This window comes from Dyadobacter sp. HNCC25DJ186, assembly GCF_056895235.1.
Window position 1 is genome coordinate 391100 of sequence record NZ_JBXHAS010000002.1, and the last position, 20442, is coordinate 411541.

The window sequence follows — 20442 nt, forward strand, 5'->3', positions numbered from 1 at the left end:
AAATCCGAAATGCAATTTTCCAAGCTGCATAGCATCGAAAAAGACTTAAAGGGTTTCAGAATTATTTAAGATTTTTGAAATGCAGACCAGAACTGACATAAAAAAAAACGGTCTTGCCGTGACACACCTTCATTCCCTTTTGCTACACGAAACAAAATTCTTGAAAAGCGTTTTGTTGTTGTTTCATCCACAGAAATCGAATTTTCGAATGCTTTTGGGAATTTCGAAAGCCAGCTTAGCTGATCCAGTAAAAATGTATTCTCACGAATAAAATTGACGTAGACGGAGATATCCGATTCTTCGTTTAACCGACGAATATTGTTAGTGCCAGACTTTTGAAATACATTTTCAACTTTTAATAAGGCCTGGTGGATTTCCGCTGATCCTGTTTGCATATTCATTATTGTTATGGTTCTTAGTTGTTGATGAAGTCTGATGGATCAAGGTTTGCTGTCAATGATCCTTAAAAACATTTTATGCGAAAGAGCTGACTGCGATTTGATGAAAAACGCGTTCGTCCAATTTGTACCGATCGTTCAGCGTAAGGCTGCTGCGTGCGTTGAAAAGTGCATGATTAACTGCGTTATACATGAGCCAATAGGAGATATCTGTTCCTAAAAGCCGCTGTTCAAGTCGCATGCGCTCATGAGCTTGCTTCGCCAGCTGAACCGGGATTGGTAAGGATTTAAAGATATTCTCATCAGCCTTACGTACTGTTCGTTGTTGTAAATGCTCGTAAACAGTTTCGGTAAGTGTAGATTGTTTAGGGACCTGATTGGCAAGCATTTGGCGCAGCTGTTGTTGAAAAAGCTCTGGACTTAACCGACTGTGGTGAATTTTTCGCTGGTTTCCCTCATCTTTCTTTGCTTTGACAGCAGGCAGACTTTTGCCTGTTTTCTTTTTCTCTTTTCCAGGAGTACCCTGCGTCAGCCAATTTCGGTAATCAGATAATTCTCCAAAAGAATCCGCCCAGCCCATCAGCCCATTTTTACACAGATCTCTGTATATGCTGCTCCCAGCTGCGGCGGTATTATCCATCATCGCTGTAAGTGTTTGGCCCTGGATGGTAAACGGCGTTTTTCCATTATAGCTATTTGTTAGAATAATGCTCCTTTGCACGCGCTCGCCGCCGATCGAAACCTGCTGCGGAAAAATGATACTAATACTGAATTCCCCCGTGGAGGTATGTTTAATTTGAAGCGTATAGTCGGCAAACAATTCATCAACTACCTCTTTAATCAGTGTATTAGAAATGATAGCGTAATCAGCACTCTGGATGCCAAATACAGTTTTCCTTCCGCCCAAAGGTTGTCCTACAATTAGTTGCTGGCGATCGGTTGCGATTATGTCATAGTCGGGTAAAATATCTGACAGCCATACAGGATTGACTGGATAACAGATGTCTTCCCAGCTTTCGGTCATGTATGGTTGCGCACTTAGGTAAGTCATAATAAAGGATATTTTTTACAGTTGTAAATTTACAATTGTATTTTTAATAAACAATGTTTTATGAAAATTACTTACAGTCTTTGTGTGGACTTTGTAAGGAAAATTGAGGTCAGATCATGCAATGAGGATAGGAGAGATAGGCAATGTTTCTTCGGAACTGGTTACTTGCTATTTCAAACACCATAATAGGAATTGTCTTTTACTTGAAAATATTTAAGTTATTTACAGATTTTGGACATTCTGGATTCTTATCAATTTAAAATTTTAAGTGCAAGTCAGAAAATATCAGGTGTTAGATTTCACCAACATTGCTGACAGACAGACGAATAGAGGTTATCTCAAAATTATTAATATTAGAATCAGTTCACGATTTCTTAATTTTGCATACGTTTTTATACTCACCATAGTATAGGATGTAACCCTGGAAATTTTCATGGTGCTGAACAACTAAATAATGACTGATTTTACGAATTCGATTGCTGAGGAAATAATAGAAAAACGACCGGTTAAGTCTCACAGATATTACGCAGTTTATGACTGTTGCGTCACCAACCACGTACCAAGCTGGGACCTTGCATTTATCGAAGAACGGTTTTGCGATAGCAATATTCGGGAAAATGTTGCTGTTGACGAAAAACATTTTTCATCTTTAAGCGAAGCCAAAATCTATGCAAAAATCCATTTTAATTCGGGAGCGGAATATTTTTCCCTAAATCAGATCGCTAGTCCGGATAACATTTTTTACATTATTTTAGACAAAATCAGATATCAACTGGCGTAACTTCAAATTTCCAAAAGCCAAAGATGATTTTTGCTGATAAGATCGCAGATCATAACCATAACAAAACCTTAACAGATAAATAAGGTCCGATTTTCACTAATCATCTACATTTGCAGCCATTATTTTCACCAAAATGCTGCATGGAAAGAAGGTCTGCACTTAAAAATATCGGAGGATTATTTCTGGCTCCGTCTCTGATTAAGGAAGTTTCAACAAATATCGATAAACCCGTTTTAAGGGTTGCGCATATTACTGATGTACATTTGAAAAACGAATTTGGGGTGCCGGCAAAATTCACAAAATGTCTTCACCACCTTCAACAGCAAACGCCTAAGGTAGATCTTATCCTGAATGGAGGAGATATTGTTTTTGATATGAACAAAGAAAATATCAAGACAATCGAAGATCAGTGGAAGTTATACAGCGGCATTTTAAAGTCTGACAATAATATCCCGGTTCGTTATTGTCTCGGTAATCATGACATTTGGTGGAATGAAAATAATAAGGGGCAGGCGGTTTATGGAAAACAATATTCGCTGGACCAATTGCAAATGCCTAAACCTTATTACAGCTTTGAACAAGCAGGCTGGAAATTTATTGTTTTAGATAGTGTCCATCTTGACATTGACAATACCTGGTATATCGGCAAGCTTGGCGACGAACAATTTTCATGGCTTGAAAATGAGCTCAAAAATACAGATGCCAAGACACCCGTTTTGGTACTTTCTCATATCCCGATACTCACGGCCACACTTATGATTGAAGACAATATTGTCAACAAATGGCAGATGCTGGGCGGGGATATGCACACGGACACTTCCAAAATAATCAACCTTTTCTATCGCTATCCAAATGTGAAACTTTGTTTGAGTGGGCATATCCACTTACGTGACAAGGTTGAGTACAATAACGTGACGTACATCTGTAATGGCGCAGTAAGCGGAGCCTGGTGGGAAGGAAATCGCAGACAAACTGCTCCGGGTTATGGCGTTTTAGATCTTTTTGCTGACGGCCATTTTCAGGAGCGTTATGTAAATTATTAAGATTTTTCTGATCCGAATAAGTGAAAAGCAGGAATTATGCCCAAAAAACGTTTTTGCATGAATTGATTTTAGCCGTAAACCACGAAGATTTCAGGCTTTTATCATCCACCTGTTTTAACATTTTTTTGATCGTTGTTGTTAATTTTCCGTGCATTCGCGGTTTTAAATAAATCTCCAAATTCCCAGTTCAGTGAAAGTCTGAATGAACGCATCAGGTGGCGATGATGAGAAGTAGATTCGAAATCTTGTGCTTTTACAATTTCACTCCTTGATAAATAACTTCCAAAAGGACTTACCGTTGTGAGGCTCATTGTCAGTTTTTTAGCAGGGATCTCTTTTTTTGCTGAAAAACTGTAATAAAACCAGGACGATTCAAATCCTTGTAAGGTGACGCTTTTAGCATCATAATCGCCATAAAACTGAACGCTGTAATTATCTGGAAGTTTCAAGCTGCTGTTCACGTTGATTCCCCATGCCACACCATCATTGCTGATTTCAAGAGCACCGCTCCGGTATTTTGCAAAACGAACATTGGCATTACTGTTTATTTTCCACCCCGGAAGCAAAGCCAGTGAAGTTGAGAAGTTAATTCCATACTGCGCGTTTGAAGCCAGGTTTTGCATGGTTGAAGTCGCGACACCGTTTTCACTAATTTTTACAATGGTTTCAATGGAATTGTTCGTTTTTCTACCAAATAGTGAAAAATTCAGGAACAGGTCTTTATCCGTTTGAAGGGCATAGGTAAACTCTGCCTGATTAACTTCTTCCGGTCTTAAATTGGGATTGCCGGTTGAGATATTGTTGGGGTCCAGGCTATTGAGATTTGGATTTAAATCCCATAACGAAGGACGGGAAATGCGTTTTGTAAAACTTAATGTCAGATTATTATTTGTATTGATTTTCCTGAAAAAGGTGGCACTAGGCACGAAATTCCAAAAATCATTTGTGAATGAATTTTCCAGATTACGTTGTTTTCCTTCAATAAAAGTCCCTTCGATTCTTGCGCCCGCATGTAATGCCCAGCCGCTGCTCCATTTCAGTTTGATCTGGGTATATGCAGCCAGCACGTTTTGATTAAAATCGAAAACATCTGAACGGGATAAAACTGGGACAACATTCTCGTTCTGGCCATTGGCACTTTCCTGAACATCGTAAACCGTTCCACCATTTCTTAGTATCGCCTTCAAACCACTCTCCAATGCTTGTTTTCCGGATTCAGCCAGCGGAAGGATATAGTCGCTCTGGAAAGTCCATTCGTTACTATTTGTTCGGTTGTTGTTCAATTCAAGGTAAAGCGGGATTTGTTCAATGTTTGTTTGCAGCGCGTTGTAATTGAAAACATCCACCGAACGGTTATGCTGCATCATTAGATAAAGCTCTTCACCAGGTTTTTTGAATTTGCGCGTGTAGCCAAGATTCAGGTCTATCCCTTTGCTCGGCGCATCTGTCCTCGCACGCTGTTGGAAAACGTTTATTAAGGTACCGTTTGGTGAAAGTGTTTTGTTCGTTTGTTCTTTATTCTGCGGCCACTTTCCCAGCCATCCATTCATAGAAAAATTAAAAAGATTCAGTGAATCCGGAGCAAATTCTATCTGCACATCACCAGAGCTGTGCGGATTGGTGTTATCGCTGGTTGCCTCCTGTAATAATCTTCCTTCAACTTTTCCACTTTCTAACGTACTCCGTTCCAAAATTGCTAATTCCTTACTTCTGAATCTATGGATATGAAGTGTTGAATTCATGGTCCATTTATCACGGTTAACCGAAATTCTGGGGTTTAAAGCCTGTTCCAGATTTCCTCCGACAAGCTCCAGAGTTCCACTGATTTCTTTCTGACCCTTTTTTGTGATAATATTGATCACTCCGGCAGCTCCTTCTGCGTCATACCTTGCAGAGGGGCTTGTAATTATTTCAACAGACTTGATTGAACCGGCGGGCATCATATTTAAAGCGTCTCCCGGGTTACGTGCCATTTGGCCGGAAAATTTCCCATTGATTAAAATTCTCAGGTTGGCATTGCCACGCATGGTCACATTTCCTGCCGCATCAACATTCAGAATGGGTGCCTTTCGCAGGACATCAGCCGCAGTTCCGCCGTTGTTGCTGATATCTTTTTCTGCATTGTAGATCAGCATACCAGGTTGCTGCTCGACAAGCTGTTTGGTGCCTGTAATAATAACAGTATTCAACTCATTCGCGCCAGGTTTGAGTAATATTCTGCCAAAATCAAAAACGGGTTTTTCCGGGCTAATTGCAAATGGCAAACTTTTCTGACTGTAACCAATCAAGGATAGATTTAGTAGGTATACTCCAGGACTAATGTCGGTAGATTTGAATAATCCATTCTCGTCGGAATAGGTGATAGCCACCACTTTCTGATCAGTGTCAACCATACTGATCGTCGCGAATTCAATATTCTTTTTTGTTGAAGAGTCTATAATAATGCCCTGCACCACAAATGAATTAAAAGATTGTGCGAATAAGGGTTTATAAATGTTTGCCAAAAGAAAAATCAGGCCCGGAGCAAATGATCTATAAAAAATTTTCATGGCTAATATCGTATGTTTTAATTGGGGGTAATTTGAATCAAATTTTTAGTCTACCAGAAAGTGTCCTTTCCTATGGGTAGCCTTTCTCCATTTTGAGTAGCGTAAGTCCTATACTACCGAAGCAAGGAGCTGAAGAAAATCTGTTGAATGATGCTAATAGCTTGCTTGTCACAGGTAATTGAGGATAAACCGATCAATCATGGGTCGAGATTTTGAGCATCAGTATTTTTTTTCAGAAATTGCCTGGAATCTAATGGACGGAAGCCACGAATATGTTAGACCCTCTACTTATTGGCCTTGCCACAGGCGGAGCATTTCTGCTCTCTTTTCTGCTTTTTACAAACCCAAAGAATAATAATATCAAAGCAAACCGGTGGTTAGCAGCTTTTGTGTTCACTTTTGGCTGCGCGATGCTGGAAATTTTTTTGCATAATCTACATCTGCAAGCCAGTCATCCTGCTTTCCTGGATCTCATCGAAGCGAGCCGTTTCTTATCAGCCCCATCGCTGTATCTAAGCGTATTGTTTTTCACAGCTGCAAACCGAAAGTTCCAAAACCAAACGCTTTTGCATTTCGCACTTTTTCTGGCTGTCATAGTTTTGCGAATACCGCATATGACAACAGGAGAAAATTTCAAATTTCCAAATGAGGTGTCAGGTAGAATTGTGCTTACATTTTTTAGAATTGCTCTTCCGCTTCAAACTGTAATTTATTGGTATTTGTCATATCGGAAGCTGCAAAACCATCAGCAAAACATTGAGCAGGTAGCTAGCTTGACTGAAGAAATCGATCTTTCATGGCTTAAATATTTCCTATGGATTTTAGCTGCCGTAGTGCTCATCTGGCTTAATCTTGCCATTTTTAACTTCACATTCTTATACGATTACACACCTTTTTTTTATTTTTTAAGCGTCTATTTTCTAGCTTATTTTGCACTAAAACAAAAAGAAATATACCCTTTTGCAAAAGCAGCTCTGGACGAGTTGGATATTGTCATTGCCTCAAACCGGAGCGTCAAGGCTGAAAAACAGAAAAGATTGTCGGAAAGTCAGTCGAAAATTTTGAATGAGAAGTTAGAAAAGCTGATGATCTCAGAAAAATTATATCTGGATAACGAGCTCAGTTTGCCGGTCCTGGCGCAAAAAATGGATATTTCCATTCATGAATTATCCTACCTGATCAATGATGTGCATGGTGAAAATTTCTTTTCGTTTGTGAATAAATACAGGATAGAAGAAGCAAAACACTTGCTGCTTTCTGAAAAATATGAGAAACTCAATATTTTAGGTATAGCTTATCAGGCCGGGTTCAATTCCAAAACTACTTTTAATACGTCCTTTAAAAAGGCAACCGGAAAGTCACCCAGTGAATTTGTGCAGTCCGCTGGACGATAAGCCTTTCGTATTAGAATAAATCCTTTTCTATTCTGTCAAATCCGTTCAACTGTATCCATCCGAACATCATTTACACCAATTCTGCTCTACTTCGGGTCAAATATTTTTCAATTAAAATCTGAAAACAAATGACTCGTAACATTGCTTTTTTTGTAGTTGCTTTTACAATTTTATTCACTCAGTTTTTGGTGAATGTACCGTCTTTTGCGCAATCGTCTCCTCCTAAATCAATCGGCGAGCTAAAAGAAAAATTAATACTCGAAATGCGAAAACAGCATATCGCCGGAATGATGTTTACCATCGTTAATCGGGATTCCGTTTTATTTTCCGGGGGACTTGGTTATGCTGATCTTGAAAAGAAAACTGCCGTAACAGAGAAGTGTCTTTTTCGTGGCGCCTCGATTACCAAACTTTTTGTGGCTTTGGGAGTATTGAATTTAATAAAAGACGGAAAATTGACCGTTGACACAAAATTAAAAAATTTAGCTCCTGAAATCCCTTTTGAAAATAAATGGGAGACTTCAAATCCGGTTACGATTGGCGAGTTGATGGAGCATACCACCGGATTCAGCGATAAGTCTCCGTTTGAAGAATACAATTTTTCAGGAAAGGATTTCAAGGGGATCAAAGCATTAGAAGTTTTTGAACCCTTTATGAAGTCGAGATGGAAACCAGGTGAAAGACATACTTATTCCGGTGTAAATTATGCCATATTAGACTATATCATCCAAAAAGTTTCTGGGGAAACCACCTCGGAATATCTTAGGAAAAAGGTATTTCAGCCTCTGGGAATGCCTTATGCCAACGTTAAATTGACAAGTGATGGTTCAGGTTATTATAGCAAGGGATATGTATGGAAGGAAGATTATTTTCATCCCGTGCCACATCAGCCCGCTTTCAATGCCGGGTATAGCTCGTTAAATATTAGCGCCATTGACTTTGCGTATGCGTTGCGGGCGTTTTTAAACGATTGGAAAACCCCTTCCGGACAATTTCTTTCAAGAGATATTTTACAGGATTCTGAGATACCGCATACCTATTTTTCTGCGAAAGCCGGGTTGCAGAATACCTATGCGTATGGCAATGAAGCGTTCAACCTGAACGGACACAGCTTCCGTGGACACAAAGGAGCGATTGGCGGATTTTTGTCAGCTTTTCTTTACAGCCGCAAACTTGGATTAGGTTACGCATTCGCAATTAATACGCATAACGAAGAATTCTACCGTTATGCTGATCATCTGATAAGTGAATTCGTTTTGAACCAAGTTGTAAGGCCAGTAAATATCGCTACTTTTCCATTGAACGAGGCAGTCGCTGAGCCATATCCCGGGTATTACCGGCTAAGTAATCCCGGTCAGTTGTTTACAGGTTTTTTGGAAACGCTTATGAATACGATCGTTGTAGACTACGAGGGTAATGACTTGTCCGTTAACATACTAGGTCGCGGTAAAATGATTTGGCGTGCAACAGACAAAACCGGTCTCGTATATAAAAACGAACATTCTTCTTTACCACAAATTCTTTTTTTAAAAGACAATGATAATAATCAAGTGATCACAGACGGGACACTTGTGTTTGAAAAAACCAGCCTGTTTGGCGCCTGGGTGCCGGTTGTCCTATTTGTTTTAAGCCTTCTTGTGATGGCCAGTGCATTGATTTTTGGGATAATAAATCTATTTTTTTGTTTTACTGGTAAAGTACCAAAACGGCAGTTGCAAGTTAGAGTCCTGCCGTTGATGTCAGACATCGGGCTTTTGATCATTGCAATTTCGCTCAGTCAGCTTTTTGAATATATGAAACAGGCAAAATCTACCGAATTTCTTTTCGCGGCCTGGTTAGTTGGGAAATGGCTATTCGCATTAAGCACGCTGCTGATGTTGATTCTGTTGATACGTAGATGGAGTTGTTTGACGAGTAGTGTACTGAAAGTGTATCTCTTTTCAATAATTTTCTCTTCCCTTTACTTGTGTATGCTTTTCCTGCTTAATCACTGGTATTGAACGCAATGACCTGGTTGGAGGGGTTATTGCAGTGAATGCTAAAAAAGAAAGTCCGGAAATTTTACCGGACTTTCCCTAATTCTCAATTTAGTTAATAGAAACCATTGCCTTAATTACACCATTTTCAGGATCGAGCCAGCTTTCAAAGTGATCCATCACTTCTCCAAACTGAACGCTGTGTGTGATATAATTTGTCGGTTCTACAAGTCCGGATTTCATACTGCTGATCACATGTTCAAAATCCTGACGCGTGGCATTTCTGCTGCTCATAAGGGTTGCTTCCCTTTTATGAAATTCAGGATGGCTAAAAATGATTTCGCCCTTTTGCAGTCCGATTAAGGCATAGGTTCCCCCATGCGCGAGATATGCGAATGCGCCATTGATCGCTTTTAGATTTCCCGTTGCATCGATAATCACAGTCGGCATATCGCCATTCGTCAGCGCACTCAGTTTTTCAATAACATTTTCCTTCGCAGCATTTACCGTGTGACTGACTCCAATTTTTTGTCTGCAAAACTGTAATCTTGAATCGTTTATGTCCAGTGCAATGACGGTTGCTCCTGCTATTCTGGCAAATTCCATCGTGCCAAGTCCAATAGGTCCGGCTCCAACAACCAAAACCACATCTCCTGGCTTAACACCAGCTCTTCTCACACCGTGTGCACCGATTGCGAGCGGTTCAACCAAGGCAAGCTCGTCAAAACTCAGTCCTTCTCCATGAACCAGGGAATAGGAAGGGACGGAAAGATATTCAGCCATTCCGCCGTCAATATGAACACCAGAAACTTTAATGCTGGTACAGCAATTAGGTTTCCCGGAACGGCAGGCGATACATTTTCCACAGTTGAAATATGGAACAAACGTTACAGGTTCACCAATTTCAAAACCTGGTGCGTCATCCATCTCAACAATCTCACCGGCGAGTTCGTGGCCCAAAATCCGCGGGTAACTAAAAAAAGGCTGAGTTCCTTCAAAAGCGTGCAGATCAGTGCCACAAATACCAATTCTTCTGATTTTCAGCAAGGTATGTCCGGGTGTCAAAACTGGCTTTTCAGCTTTCTGATATTCGAAATGTCCGGGAGTCGTGCAGACAAGCGTTTCCATTTAGTGGAATGATAAATTGAAATAAAAAATTAAATGAGCTGGATTTAGTGCGTTTTAGCAAGTTATAATGCGTCAGGAATTTGCCAAAGCTCTGTCCAGATGAACATAACCGCCGTCTACATAAAGCAATTGTCCGGTGGTATGGCTTGATTTCTCAGATAATAAAAATGCAGTAGTGTTGGCCAACTCTTCTGAGGTTGTCATCCGGTTTTCCAGAGGAATATTAGCGACAATCGATTTTAATTTTTCTTCCGGATCCGGAAGTGTTTGGATCCAGCGTTCGTAAAGCGGTGTCCAGCATTCTGCCACGACAATAGCGTTCACTCGTATGCCATATTTTAATAATTCAACTGCCCACTCGCGCGTCAGCGCATTTCTTCCACCATTTGCAGCAGCGTACGCAGAAGTTCCGCCTTGCCCTGTATCCGCCGTTTTGGAAGTGATATTAACAATCGAACCCTTTGATTCTTTTAATGCAGGTAGGGCATAATGCGCCATCAGGTAATAGTGTACGAGGTTTTTATGAAGTGATGCTATAAAATCTTCATAGTTACCGTTTTCTAAACCCACGCCGTCGTTGACACCTGCGTTGTTCACTAAACCGTCGATGCGGCCAAATTTTGCCAAAACTTCTTGAACTGCTTTTTCAGATTCTTCCGGCTTTGTAAGCTCGGCCGAAATCTGAAAAGCGCGAAATCCTTTGGCTGTAATATTATCTACCACTGTTTGATTATCCGCCTCGTTTCTTCCAACGATCACAGGTACAGCTCCTTCGGAAGCGAGGACCTGTACAATGCCTTCACCTATTCCCTTGGCACCTCCGGTAACGATGATAATTTTATCTTTAAGTTTTAAGTCCATTGTCTATAACTGAATAATTTTTTGAATGTATAATTTAAGGATATCAATGCGATACGCCAAGCGTCACATTTTTTACCGAATTATTTTTTATTGCAAAATATAACACAACCAGGAAGCATACCGCCGGAACGATGTAGGCCGTTTGGATGGATGATAAATCAGAAACCCAACCCATGATTACAGGGAAAATTGCGCCTCCGACGATGGACATAATGACAAGCGACGAGCCTATTTTTGTTTTCGCTCCCAAACCTCGAATGCTCAATGCGAAAATCGTCGGGAACATGATCGACATGAAGAATTCAACACCTACAAGGGCATAAACAGAAACCATACCCGAAGTAATAACGGCAACAATTAAAAGCGAAATATTGAGCACGCTGTAAATAGCCAGCAAACGTGGAGGAGAGATAAAACGCATCAAATAAGTGCCAATAAACCGGCCAATCATAAAACTCAGTAGCGCGCCCGACAATAAGTATGCTGCTGTTTTTTCATCAATTCCGGCAACCTTATCGGAAAAACGGATAAAAAAGCTGCTTACACATACTTGCCCCCCCACATAAAAGAATTGCGCGATAGTCCCTAAAATAAGGTTTTTCTCAGCAAAAATTGATCCTTTTGCCTGCTCTTCTGTTTCGGTTTCCTCGACAATTTCCGGAAGTTGTGTTTTCCAGATCAAGACGGCTACTATTAAAACAACAATTCCGATAACAACAAAAGGAATTTGAACAGAAGCGGCTTCTTCCGATAGATAATCATTAAGTTGCTGCGCAGACATCGATTGAAGTTCCTGCTCGGAAAGCGTTTTTCCGGACAAGATAAAAGCACCACCCATAAGAGGTGCCAGGAATGCTGCCAGTCCGTTGAAGGATTGTGCAAAATTTAATCGCTGTGTGGAAGTTTCAGCGTCTCCTAACACAGTGATGTATGGGTTTGCAGCTGTTTCCAAAAGAGTCAGCCCGCTTGCAATGATAAACAATGCGATCAGGAAAAATCCGAAATGACGCAGCTCAGCAGCAGGATAAAAAAGGAAGGTGCCAAATGCAAAGAGAATAAGACCCAGTGTTATTCCGGCTTTATACCCGAACCTTTTCATGAAAAGCCCTGCTGGTAATGCAATCAGAAAATAGGCAATGTAAGAAGCAGAATCGATAAGTGCAGACTGAACGTCTGTCAACTGGCAGGCCTTTTTAAGATGCGGAATTAAAATTGGATTCAGATTCAGTGCAAAACCCCACAAAAAGAATAGTGAAGTGATAAGAATAATAGCCAGACGGGTTTTGCGATCTGTCATGTTCAGGAATAGGTTTAGTGGTTTAAGGAGCTTAAAATTAAACAATGCAAAGGAATTATATTTTATTATAAAGAATTGAATCTTATTTATCCAAGTAATAAGATATATTAACATGTTTTTCTTTTTGAGCCATTAATAGGGGTATAAATAGCACCATGAAACCACAGCTGCTTAGAGTGCCAACGGCACCGGCTTACTCATTTAATGTGCGGCAGGATCTTGTTCCGAATCTAAACAATCGGTGGCATTATCACCCGGAGATTGAGCTGATCCATTTTCACAGGGGAGCCGGAACACAATTTGTGGGGGACAGTATCAAACGTTTTGCATCTGGCGATATCGTTCTGGTCGGCGCGAATGTTCCACATTATTGGCGTGACGACGACGGAGACATTTTGCATCACAAAATGCCGAAACCTTATTCGACCGTAGTGCATTTTACTGAAAACTTTTGGGGTGACCGATTCCTTGAATTGGCCGAGAATAAGCCTTTGAAATTAATTCTGGATAAGTCGAGAAGAGGTTTGATGCTTACCGGGGAAGCAAAAGATCAGGTCGCAGGATTGTTGGCTAAAATGCGCCTGGCGGAGGGAGCAGAGCGGATCATTTTGTTGATGCAAAGTTTGCTGGCCATTGCAAAGTCGGAAGAATTTGTTTCGCTCTCATCCGTTGGCTTCCAGTTTGACCTGTCCGAATCAGAAAATGATAGGATTAATGCCATCTATGATTACACGCTTTCTCATTTCAAACAGAAAATCAATCTTGAAGAAATCGCTTCTGTGGCAGGAATGGTACCCAATTCGTTTTGCCGGTATTTTAAGGCGCGAACCGGTAAAACCTATTCTCAGTTCTTAAACGAGATACGAGTCGGGCATTGTTGTAAGTTATTGATTGATAACAATGTAAGTATAAAGCAACTTGGTTTTGAAAGCGGATTCATGAATTTTAGCTGTTTTCACAGAAGGTTTAAGGAAACTACGGGATTGAGCCCTCAAAATTATCGTCAGCTTTATACCCACAAACATCCGAAGTTAGTTTGAAGAAATGGTTGCAGTGTAATTTTGTTTTTTGTAGGTTTAGGTACACACACTGAATCTACAAACTCGTAAATGAAAAGAAATGACACACTTTGGAAAGGTATCCTCGAAAATATCTTTGACGACTTTTTACATTATTTTTTTGGAAATGCAGACAAACTTTTTGATCTGCAGAAAGGATTCGAGTTTTTAGACAAAGAACTTGAACAATTGTTCCCGGCAGATGAGCTCGAAGCACCAAAGTTTGTCGACAAACTGGTCAAGGTTTTTTCTAAGTCCGGGCGCGAAGAGTGGGTGCTTATCCATATTGAGATTCAGGGATATCATGATCAGGATTTTGCCCGGCGCATGTTTACGTATTTTTACAGGATTCTTGACAAATACGGAAAACCGGTAACCGCTATAGCAATTTTTACGGATAGCAATAGGAGGTTTCATCCTAAATTTTATGAATATGAATTTTTAGGAACAAAAAATATTTTTCAGTTCAACACGTATAAAGTAATTGAGCAGGATGAACAAGAGCTTATGCAAAACGAAAATCCTTTTGCAATCGTCATATTGACTGTTCTGATCGCGCTGAGAAAAAAGAATTTGAGTGATGAAGATCTTTTTAAGCTGAAATACTCACTCGCTAAAAACCTGCTGGAACGGAAAATTGGCAGAAAGAAGATTGACGATCTGATGATATTTCTGCAGCGTTATGTAAGCTTTGCGGATCCGGAATATAATGTTAATTTTGATAAGGAAATACAGGTAATAACTAAAAGCCAAAACAATATGGGCATCAGGGAATTAGTGCTTGATCTTGCAAAAAAGGAAGGGTATGAAAGGGGTATTGCTATCGGGAAGGAGGAGGGCAAGGAAGAAGGGAAAGAGGAGGTCGTTAAAAATCTTCTTAGTTCCAAGCGATTTACAATCGCGGAGATTGCCAATTTTGCCAATGTGTCGGAGTCATTTGTAGTTGAAATAAAGAAGAATTTATAAAATCTCAATTGTGATTTCTACGTCATTCTTGAATTAGAAAAAAATCTACCTTACTTAACTCAGAAAAAATTCTTCTAACAGATTCAATAGTTACCCAATATCAACCTGCATTAAGCGCTTTTTTGAAAAAGGCACCAATAAAACTGCCGGCAAAAGTAAGAATACAGCTACCATAAAGGCTGAAATTTTCAAGTTCCACTTTCCCCGAACTTTCGGGAATATCCGTAAATACAAAATAGCCAACGAGCAAAAGTAAACATTGCGAAATCGCCAGGATCCATCCTCTGACAGGCTCAACAAAACCGATGGAAATGGAGGAAACGGCGGCGAGCAGATATGGAAGGTGAATACCTTCAGCATCTTTAATGGATAAAATAAGAATCACGCTGGTTGCCAGGATCAGAATTGAATTAATTGCAAGTCGCTTATCTACAAGAGGAATCTTGGGCTGTTCAAGATATGGTCCTTGTGCCAGTTTTTGTTTTAAGATATCTGCTTCTTTAAAAAAATCTTTTTGCGCTTCAATATCATTTCCCAGCGATTGCCGCGTTTTCCCTCTCCAGTGATATGGCACCTGATTTTGATCACCATTATACAAAACTGCTTGATCGAAAGATTCCAGTGCTTCGTTAAAATGCTGGCTTTCAAATTCTAATTTGCCTTTTTCTAAATGTATTTCCGCCCGTGTGCCGTCGTAACTTAGTCCCGTTACCATGTCTTTTCGCGCAGCCGATGGATCACCAAGTGATTTGTAGCAGAGGCCGCGATATAGGTATGCAGAACTTGATTTTGGTTTTGACTTAATTCTGGCATCAAAGTATTCAAAGGCTTGCGTGATCTGATTGTCTTTGTACAAATTTATCCCATCTGCCAAATCCGCTGCTTCTTTTTCAGCTTTGGTTCTTAAATCCGCATAGTTTCGAAGGTAAAATATATAGGCAAAAACTGCCAGCACTACTAAAAACTCCATACTTAGGTAACGGTTAAACTCAGATCAAAATATTGCAAATCGCTTTAAAGAATAGATGAGAAATTATGAAATCTCAATTTTATAAACGCTTTTGGAACGAAAAAGTGCCTGAAATTTATCTCCATCGTTAAAGAATGTTAAACAAATACATTCTGCCCGAATCGTTAACCTTTTTTAAGAGAGCATATCGAACGAGCTATTTTTGATTCCATAGTTTTGGTCAGCTAATTTCTTTCACAACCGTTTTATTATCAGCGAAAATTTTGATACCGGAATTTTGAAGATAATATAATGCCAAAACATCACATGAAAAAATGATCACTTTCAAACGAATTAACAATTTCGCTGGCTGGCTATTGTTCGGAATAGCCTTTCTTACCTACCGGCTTACTATCGAGGAAACCGCCAGTTTCTGGGACTGCGGTGAATTCATCGCCTGCGCTTTCAAATTACAAGTTCCCCATCCGCCCGGAGCTCCGTTTTTTTTGTTGATTGGGCGTCTATTTTCGATGTTAGCCTTTGGAGATGTGTTGAAAGTGGCATTTTGGGTGAATATGGTATCTGTGCTTTGCAGCGCTTTCACGATTCTTTTTCTGTTCTGGACGATCACTTTGCTCGTTAGAAAGCTGGTTGGAAAACCTGATAGTGCGCTGGAAGTAAGTGACATAATTCTTATTGTCGGCGCTGGAATTGTAGGTGCCTTGGCATACACATGGTCAGATTCTTTCTGGTTTTCGGCGGTAGAAGCGGAGGTTTATGCGATGTCGTCTTTTTTTACTGCGATTGTAATCTGGGCTGTTTTTAAATGGGAGCGAATTGAAGATCCTGCCGAAGAAAATCGCTGGCTTATTCTGATTGCTTATCTGACTGGAATTTCTATTGGTGTTCATTTATTGAACCTCGTAACAATTCCCGCATTGGCACTTGTTTATTATTTCAAAAAATATCCAAAACCCAGTTTTACGGGTATATTCGCGGCCTTTGTTAGTGGAATGGCCATTTTGGGATTAATCAATTCGGGTATCATCCCGGGACTGCCAACCCTGGCTGGGAAATTTGAGATCTTTTTCGTCAACACTTTTGGCTTGCCTTACAAAACTGGCATGTTGATCTTTATAATATTCTTTCTCGGCTCGCTCGTTTGGGCTATTGGATATGCGCATAAACGAAACAAGGTGTTACTGAATACCGCCCTTCTTTCCTTAACTTTTGTGCTGATCGGCTACGCTTCATATCTCACTGTTTTAGTAAGATCGGAATTCAATACGCCAATTAATGAAAATGACCCAAGTGATATATTAAGCTTTGTTTCTTATTTAAAAAGAGAACAATATGGAAGTCGGCCTTTACTTTACGGACCATCGTTTACTTCCAAACCAATTAGCCAGAAAAAAGAGACCCCGGTTTATAAAAAAAAGGATGGAAGGTATGTTATTCAGGATTATCGATTTGACTACAACTATGAGCCTGGAAGCAGTATGATTTTTCCGCGGATGTACAGTAATCAGCCAGGACATCCGCAGCTTTATCAGCAAATGACCGGTTTGGTTCAGGATCAGAAACCGACAATGGGCCATAATCTTTCATTCCTGTTCTCGCATCAGCTCGGGCATATGTATTGGCGGTATTTTTTATGGAATTTTGCCGGGCGGGAGAGCGATGTGGAAGGCGCCGGCACTTTGCTTCCCTGGGATATCACCAAAACTTTTCCTTCATCCATTTCTCAAAACAGGGCGCATAACAATTTTTTTATGCTGCCGCTTTTTCTGGGTTTGGCTGGCATATTAGTGCTTTATAAAAAAAACAGGAAGGATCTGCTGGTATCCGGTCTGCTTTTTTTTCTTACCGGCGTAGCATTGGTCATTTACCTGAATTCCCCTCCGGTCGAGCCGCGGGAAAGGGATTATATTTATGTTGGGTCATTTTATATTTTCTGTATTTGGATTGGCCTGGGAGTCGTTGCTGTGGCTGACGGACTTCGGAAATTGGTAGGAAATACTTCGAAAACCGCTGTTTTGGCTAGTGCTTTCTGTCTGGTGGTGCCTGGGATCATGTTGGTCAAAGGATGGGATAATCATGACCGAAGTAACCGATATCATTCCGTTGATTTTGCAAGGAATCTTCTCAATTCCTGTGCGCCCAATGCGATATTATTTACGGGTGGTGACAATGATACATTTCCTCTTTGGTATGTGCAGCAAGTTGAAGGATTTCGGACGGATGTGCGGGTCTGTGTCCAAACTTTTCTTGGGGCGGACTGGTATATCAAACAATTAATGCGAAAAACCAATAAATCGGAAGCACTGCCTTTTTCACTTGATACCAACAGTTATGCATTTGGCAAGAATGAGTATGTTCCATTTTACGAAATCCCTAGCGTTAAATCGGGCATCAACCTGAAAGAGTATCTGGAACTGATTAAACAGGAAAACAAGGCGATTCAGGTTCCGCTTATGAGTGGTGATATGGCATCGATTCTGCCGTCATCTATCCTTTTCCTTCCCGTTAATGCTAATGAAGTTGGAAAAATGAATATTGTCAAAAAAGATTTTGTACCGCTGATGTCTGACTCAATGAGCTGGACGATTGGTAATAAGGATCTGTACAAAAGTGATCTGGTGATGTTAGATATCATCGCGACCAACAACTGGAAGCGGCCAATTTATTTTTCCAGCACCATGGGAAGTTCGAATAGTCTTGGCTTAAAAGAATATATGCAGCTTGAAGGATATGCCTACCGCTTACTTCCGGTCAGAGTACCAGGTGCGGAGGATGGGTATGTGAATTCGGATCTGATGTACGAGAATATGATGAATAAAATGGCCTGGCGGGAGGTATATAATAAAAGTACGTATTACGATAATACCTATCTTGGAGCTCCGGTCGCCACAGCAAGAATTGCATTTTTACGGCTTACCAATCAGTTATTGGCAGAAAACAAAAAGGATAAGGCGAGGAAAGTTCTTGATAGGGCACTTGCGGTCATGCCAGACAGTAGCATTCCCTATGACCAGATTTCGTCTAATTTTATCGGTCCTCTTTTTGAATTGGGTCAAAATAAAAAAGCGCTTGACACCGCCAGGGCAATGGCAGTTCGCGCAGATGAAAATCTTGAATTTGCAAAGAATAACGGGTTGTCAAAAAGCCAGGATATCCATTCGGACCTTTACATTTTGCAGACAATCGTGAGGGAATGTCGTCAGGCAAAACAAGAAACGGTTGCGACGCAGTATGAGGCTATTTTCAGAAAGCACATGATTGCATTTAATTTGTACAGTGAGGGCTCAGAATAAGTGATAAGTAAGCAAGAAAAACCATATAGCAATTTCACGTTATATGGTTTTTCCTTAGATTCAATTATTTCTCAACAAACTCTTTTAAAATATTGCCAATTATTTCATTCCACCCGGCAGCAAAACTTTCACGTTTAAAGTCGCGCAGATCCGGGAATGATTCAAGGCCTTCATGCGTCAGTCTTATTTTTGTTTTGTCTCCTTCCGGAAATAGTTCAAAAGTTACAATCGAGTCGCCGGGATAATCTTTGTACCGCCAGCTGTACGCGAGCTTCCGTTCAGGATCAACAGACGTTACAACGCATTCATGAACGTATTTTACTCCTTCATTTTCTGCCGGGAATTCAAAAGCAAAGCCGACCTCTGCTTTGAAATCTTCCAACTGAAAATACCATTGCTTCATTTTAGCATTGTCGGTGATTGCCTGCCACACCCTTTCTGCGGGTGCATCATAGATCCTTTCAATTACAAAAGCTTCATACTTAGGTCTGGTTGTGTCCATCGTTAGAAATTTTGAAGGTTTAAATGAAAAAAATTCTAATCTTAATTATCCTGAACAAGAAAATCTCCCAGTGCATCCAATTTGTCAGACCAGAATTGCTGGTATTTTGCTGTCCAGTCAGAGACTTGTTTCAGCTTTTTCAAATCAGCACGGATATGTTTTTCACGTCCCTTTTGTTTTACAATGAGTAGCCCGCACTCAGTTAAAATTCGAATATGTTTCGCGACGGCCGGTCTGCTCATCTCGAAATTATCCACCACAGCATTCAGGTTGAGCGACTGATGGGCAACCAGATTGATAATCTCCCGGCGGGTCGGGTCTGCTATGGCCTGGAAAACGTCACGTCTCGGTATATTCATAGGCATTTATAGGTTATGCAGGAAAGTGCGACTGACAGAAGCTTCTTTTATAGAATTCCATAAGATTCTGATAAATGAAACCATTCGGTTCCAAATTTAATGAAACCGAATGGTTTTACAATAGAAAAATATAAAACTTTTTATTTCGCTGTTTTGATTTTAAAAACGAATATCATGGATTCATTATGATGATCTTGGAAGACGTGGAAATGCCGCCAGGATTGATACCCGGCATGGCTTCGGGAATATCCATATTCAGCTTTTTGTAATATTCAATCCAGACGGGAAAGAATTGATCGCTTCCCGGTTGTTTGAAAGTCATCGGTTCCAATATGAAGAAATCTTTTCCTCCGTTTGCCTGTTTGAACGCATCATAAATTAATTCGGAGCAATAATATTTTTTGTTATCATACAAAAACTCGTCGTCATAGGGGACACCTAATTCTTTGAGCGCAAACGCCACTGCGCCTTCTGCTACTTTTGAATATTTTTTCTCGACACGCCCAACCAACATTGGATTGTTGCTTCGCGTTAGGAAAATGTCAAGTGGTGTAAGCTGTACTTCCTTACCGATTGCTTCAATGATAAAAGTGCTATCCTTCTGAACCGAAACCAAACCTATATGAGAAAAATGCTTTCCGCCATAACTCTCGGTTACCTGCTCAATCGCGTCGCATAATGGACCACAGTCAAGATCCTGAAAAATAAAATCTCCCGTTTTTAATTTAATGTTCGAAGGAATTTGAGCTTGTAAAACGAACGGCGCAAATAGCGCAAGTGCAAAAACTATTTTTTTCACAATTTGAATGGTGTTTG

The 20442-nt window shown here is 40.3% G+C and carries 17 protein-coding genes; 7 read left to right on the plus strand and 10 right to left on the minus strand.

From position 1 onward, the window contains the following. Positions 1-65: 65 nt before the first annotated feature. Together AC1XUO_RS06520 and AC1XUO_RS06525 are read right to left on the minus strand one after the other, a co-directional pair. Positions 66-395: a hypothetical protein gene (locus AC1XUO_RS06520; RefSeq protein WP_483328962.1), complete on the minus strand. Its 330-nt coding sequence runs from the start codon at positions 393-395 to the stop codon at positions 66-68. Between the two features lie 79 nt (positions 396-474). Beyond that, the gene (locus tag AC1XUO_RS06525) at positions 475-1449 is read right to left on the minus strand and encodes a hypothetical protein (RefSeq protein WP_483328963.1); all 975 of its coding nucleotides are present in this window, start codon (positions 1447-1449) and stop codon (positions 475-477) included. A gap of 454 nt (positions 1450-1903) precedes the next feature. On the opposite strand from AC1XUO_RS06525, the gene AC1XUO_RS06530 reads away from it, so the two are divergent. Continuing rightward, positions 1904-2230 carry a hypothetical protein gene (locus AC1XUO_RS06530; protein WP_483328964.1) on the plus strand — a complete coding sequence of 109 codons (327 nt, stop codon included), beginning with the start codon at positions 1904-1906 and terminating at the stop codon, positions 2228-2230. 140 nt (positions 2231-2370) lie between these two features. Then, complete coding sequence (locus AC1XUO_RS06535) at positions 2371-3273, plus strand: metallophosphoesterase family protein (protein WP_483328965.1); 903 nt, start codon at positions 2371-2373, stop codon at positions 3271-3273. A gap of 101 nt (positions 3274-3374) precedes the next feature. On the opposite strand, the gene AC1XUO_RS06540 is transcribed toward AC1XUO_RS06535, so the two are convergent. Beyond that, positions 3375-5822, minus strand: a complete 2448-nt coding sequence (locus tag AC1XUO_RS06540; protein ID WP_483328966.1) for a TonB-dependent receptor — start codon at positions 5820-5822, stop codon at positions 3375-3377. A gap of 272 nt (positions 5823-6094) precedes the next feature. Between AC1XUO_RS06540 and AC1XUO_RS06545 the strand changes: the two genes are divergently transcribed. After that, on the plus strand, positions 6095-7216 hold the full coding sequence (locus tag AC1XUO_RS06545) for an AraC family transcriptional regulator (RefSeq protein ID WP_483328967.1): 1122 nt from the start codon (positions 6095-6097) through the stop codon (positions 7214-7216). Between the two features lie 128 nt (positions 7217-7344). Next, positions 7345-9216, plus strand: coding sequence for a serine hydrolase domain-containing protein (locus AC1XUO_RS06550; protein ID WP_483328968.1), 1872 nt, complete (start codon positions 7345-7347; stop codon positions 9214-9216). Positions 9217-9303: 87 nt separating this feature from the next. Here the strand turns inward: AC1XUO_RS06550 and AC1XUO_RS06555 are convergent, their stop codons facing one another. The 3 genes from AC1XUO_RS06555 to fucP form a co-directional block, all read right to left on the minus strand. After that, complete coding sequence (locus AC1XUO_RS06555) at positions 9304-10320, minus strand: zinc-binding alcohol dehydrogenase family protein (protein ID WP_483328969.1); 1017 nt, start codon at positions 10318-10320, stop codon at positions 9304-9306. A 72-nt stretch (positions 10321-10392) separates the two neighbouring features. Continuing rightward, a complete protein-coding gene (locus AC1XUO_RS06560) occupies positions 10393-11181 on the minus strand; it encodes an SDR family oxidoreductase (RefSeq protein ID WP_483328970.1) in 789 nt (262 codons plus the stop codon). 43 nt (positions 11182-11224) lie between these two features. Then, positions 11225-12478: an L-fucose:H+ symporter permease gene (gene fucP, locus AC1XUO_RS06565; RefSeq protein ID WP_483328971.1), complete on the minus strand. Its 1254-nt coding sequence runs from the start codon at positions 12476-12478 to the stop codon at positions 11225-11227. Positions 12479-12633: 155 nt separating this feature from the next. On the opposite strand from fucP, the gene AC1XUO_RS06570 reads away from it, so the two are divergent. Next, positions 12634-13518, plus strand: coding sequence for an AraC family transcriptional regulator (locus tag AC1XUO_RS06570; RefSeq protein WP_483328972.1), 885 nt, complete (start codon positions 12634-12636; stop codon positions 13516-13518). A gap of 69 nt (positions 13519-13587) precedes the next feature. Next, positions 13588-14502: an RpnC/YadD family protein gene (locus AC1XUO_RS06575; protein WP_483328973.1), complete on the plus strand. Its 915-nt coding sequence runs from the start codon at positions 13588-13590 to the stop codon at positions 14500-14502. A gap of 100 nt (positions 14503-14602) precedes the next feature. Here AC1XUO_RS06575 and AC1XUO_RS06580 read toward each other — a convergent pair whose 3' ends face one another. Continuing rightward, positions 14603-15472, minus strand: coding sequence for a tetratricopeptide repeat protein (locus AC1XUO_RS06580; RefSeq protein WP_483328974.1), 870 nt, complete (start codon positions 15470-15472; stop codon positions 14603-14605). A gap of 314 nt (positions 15473-15786) precedes the next feature. On the opposite strand from AC1XUO_RS06580, the gene AC1XUO_RS06585 reads away from it, so the two are divergent. Then, on the plus strand, positions 15787-18765 hold the full coding sequence (locus AC1XUO_RS06585) for a glycosyltransferase family 117 protein (RefSeq protein WP_483328975.1): 2979 nt from the start codon (positions 15787-15789) through the stop codon (positions 18763-18765). Between the two features lie 64 nt (positions 18766-18829). Here the strand turns inward: AC1XUO_RS06585 and AC1XUO_RS06590 are convergent, their stop codons facing one another. The 3 genes from AC1XUO_RS06590 to AC1XUO_RS06600 form a co-directional block, all read right to left on the minus strand. Beyond that, positions 18830-19267 carry an SRPBCC family protein gene (locus AC1XUO_RS06590; RefSeq protein WP_483328976.1) on the minus strand — a complete coding sequence of 146 codons (438 nt, stop codon included), beginning with the start codon at positions 19265-19267 and terminating at the stop codon, positions 18830-18832. Positions 19268-19308: 41 nt separating this feature from the next. Then, positions 19309-19626, minus strand: a complete 318-nt coding sequence (locus AC1XUO_RS06595; protein ID WP_483328977.1) for an ArsR/SmtB family transcription factor — start codon at positions 19624-19626, stop codon at positions 19309-19311. 172 nt (positions 19627-19798) lie between these two features. Continuing rightward, positions 19799-20425, minus strand: coding sequence for a YiiX/YebB-like N1pC/P60 family cysteine hydrolase (locus tag AC1XUO_RS06600; protein WP_483328978.1), 627 nt, complete (start codon positions 20423-20425; stop codon positions 19799-19801). Between the last annotated feature and the right edge of the window lie 17 nt (positions 20426-20442).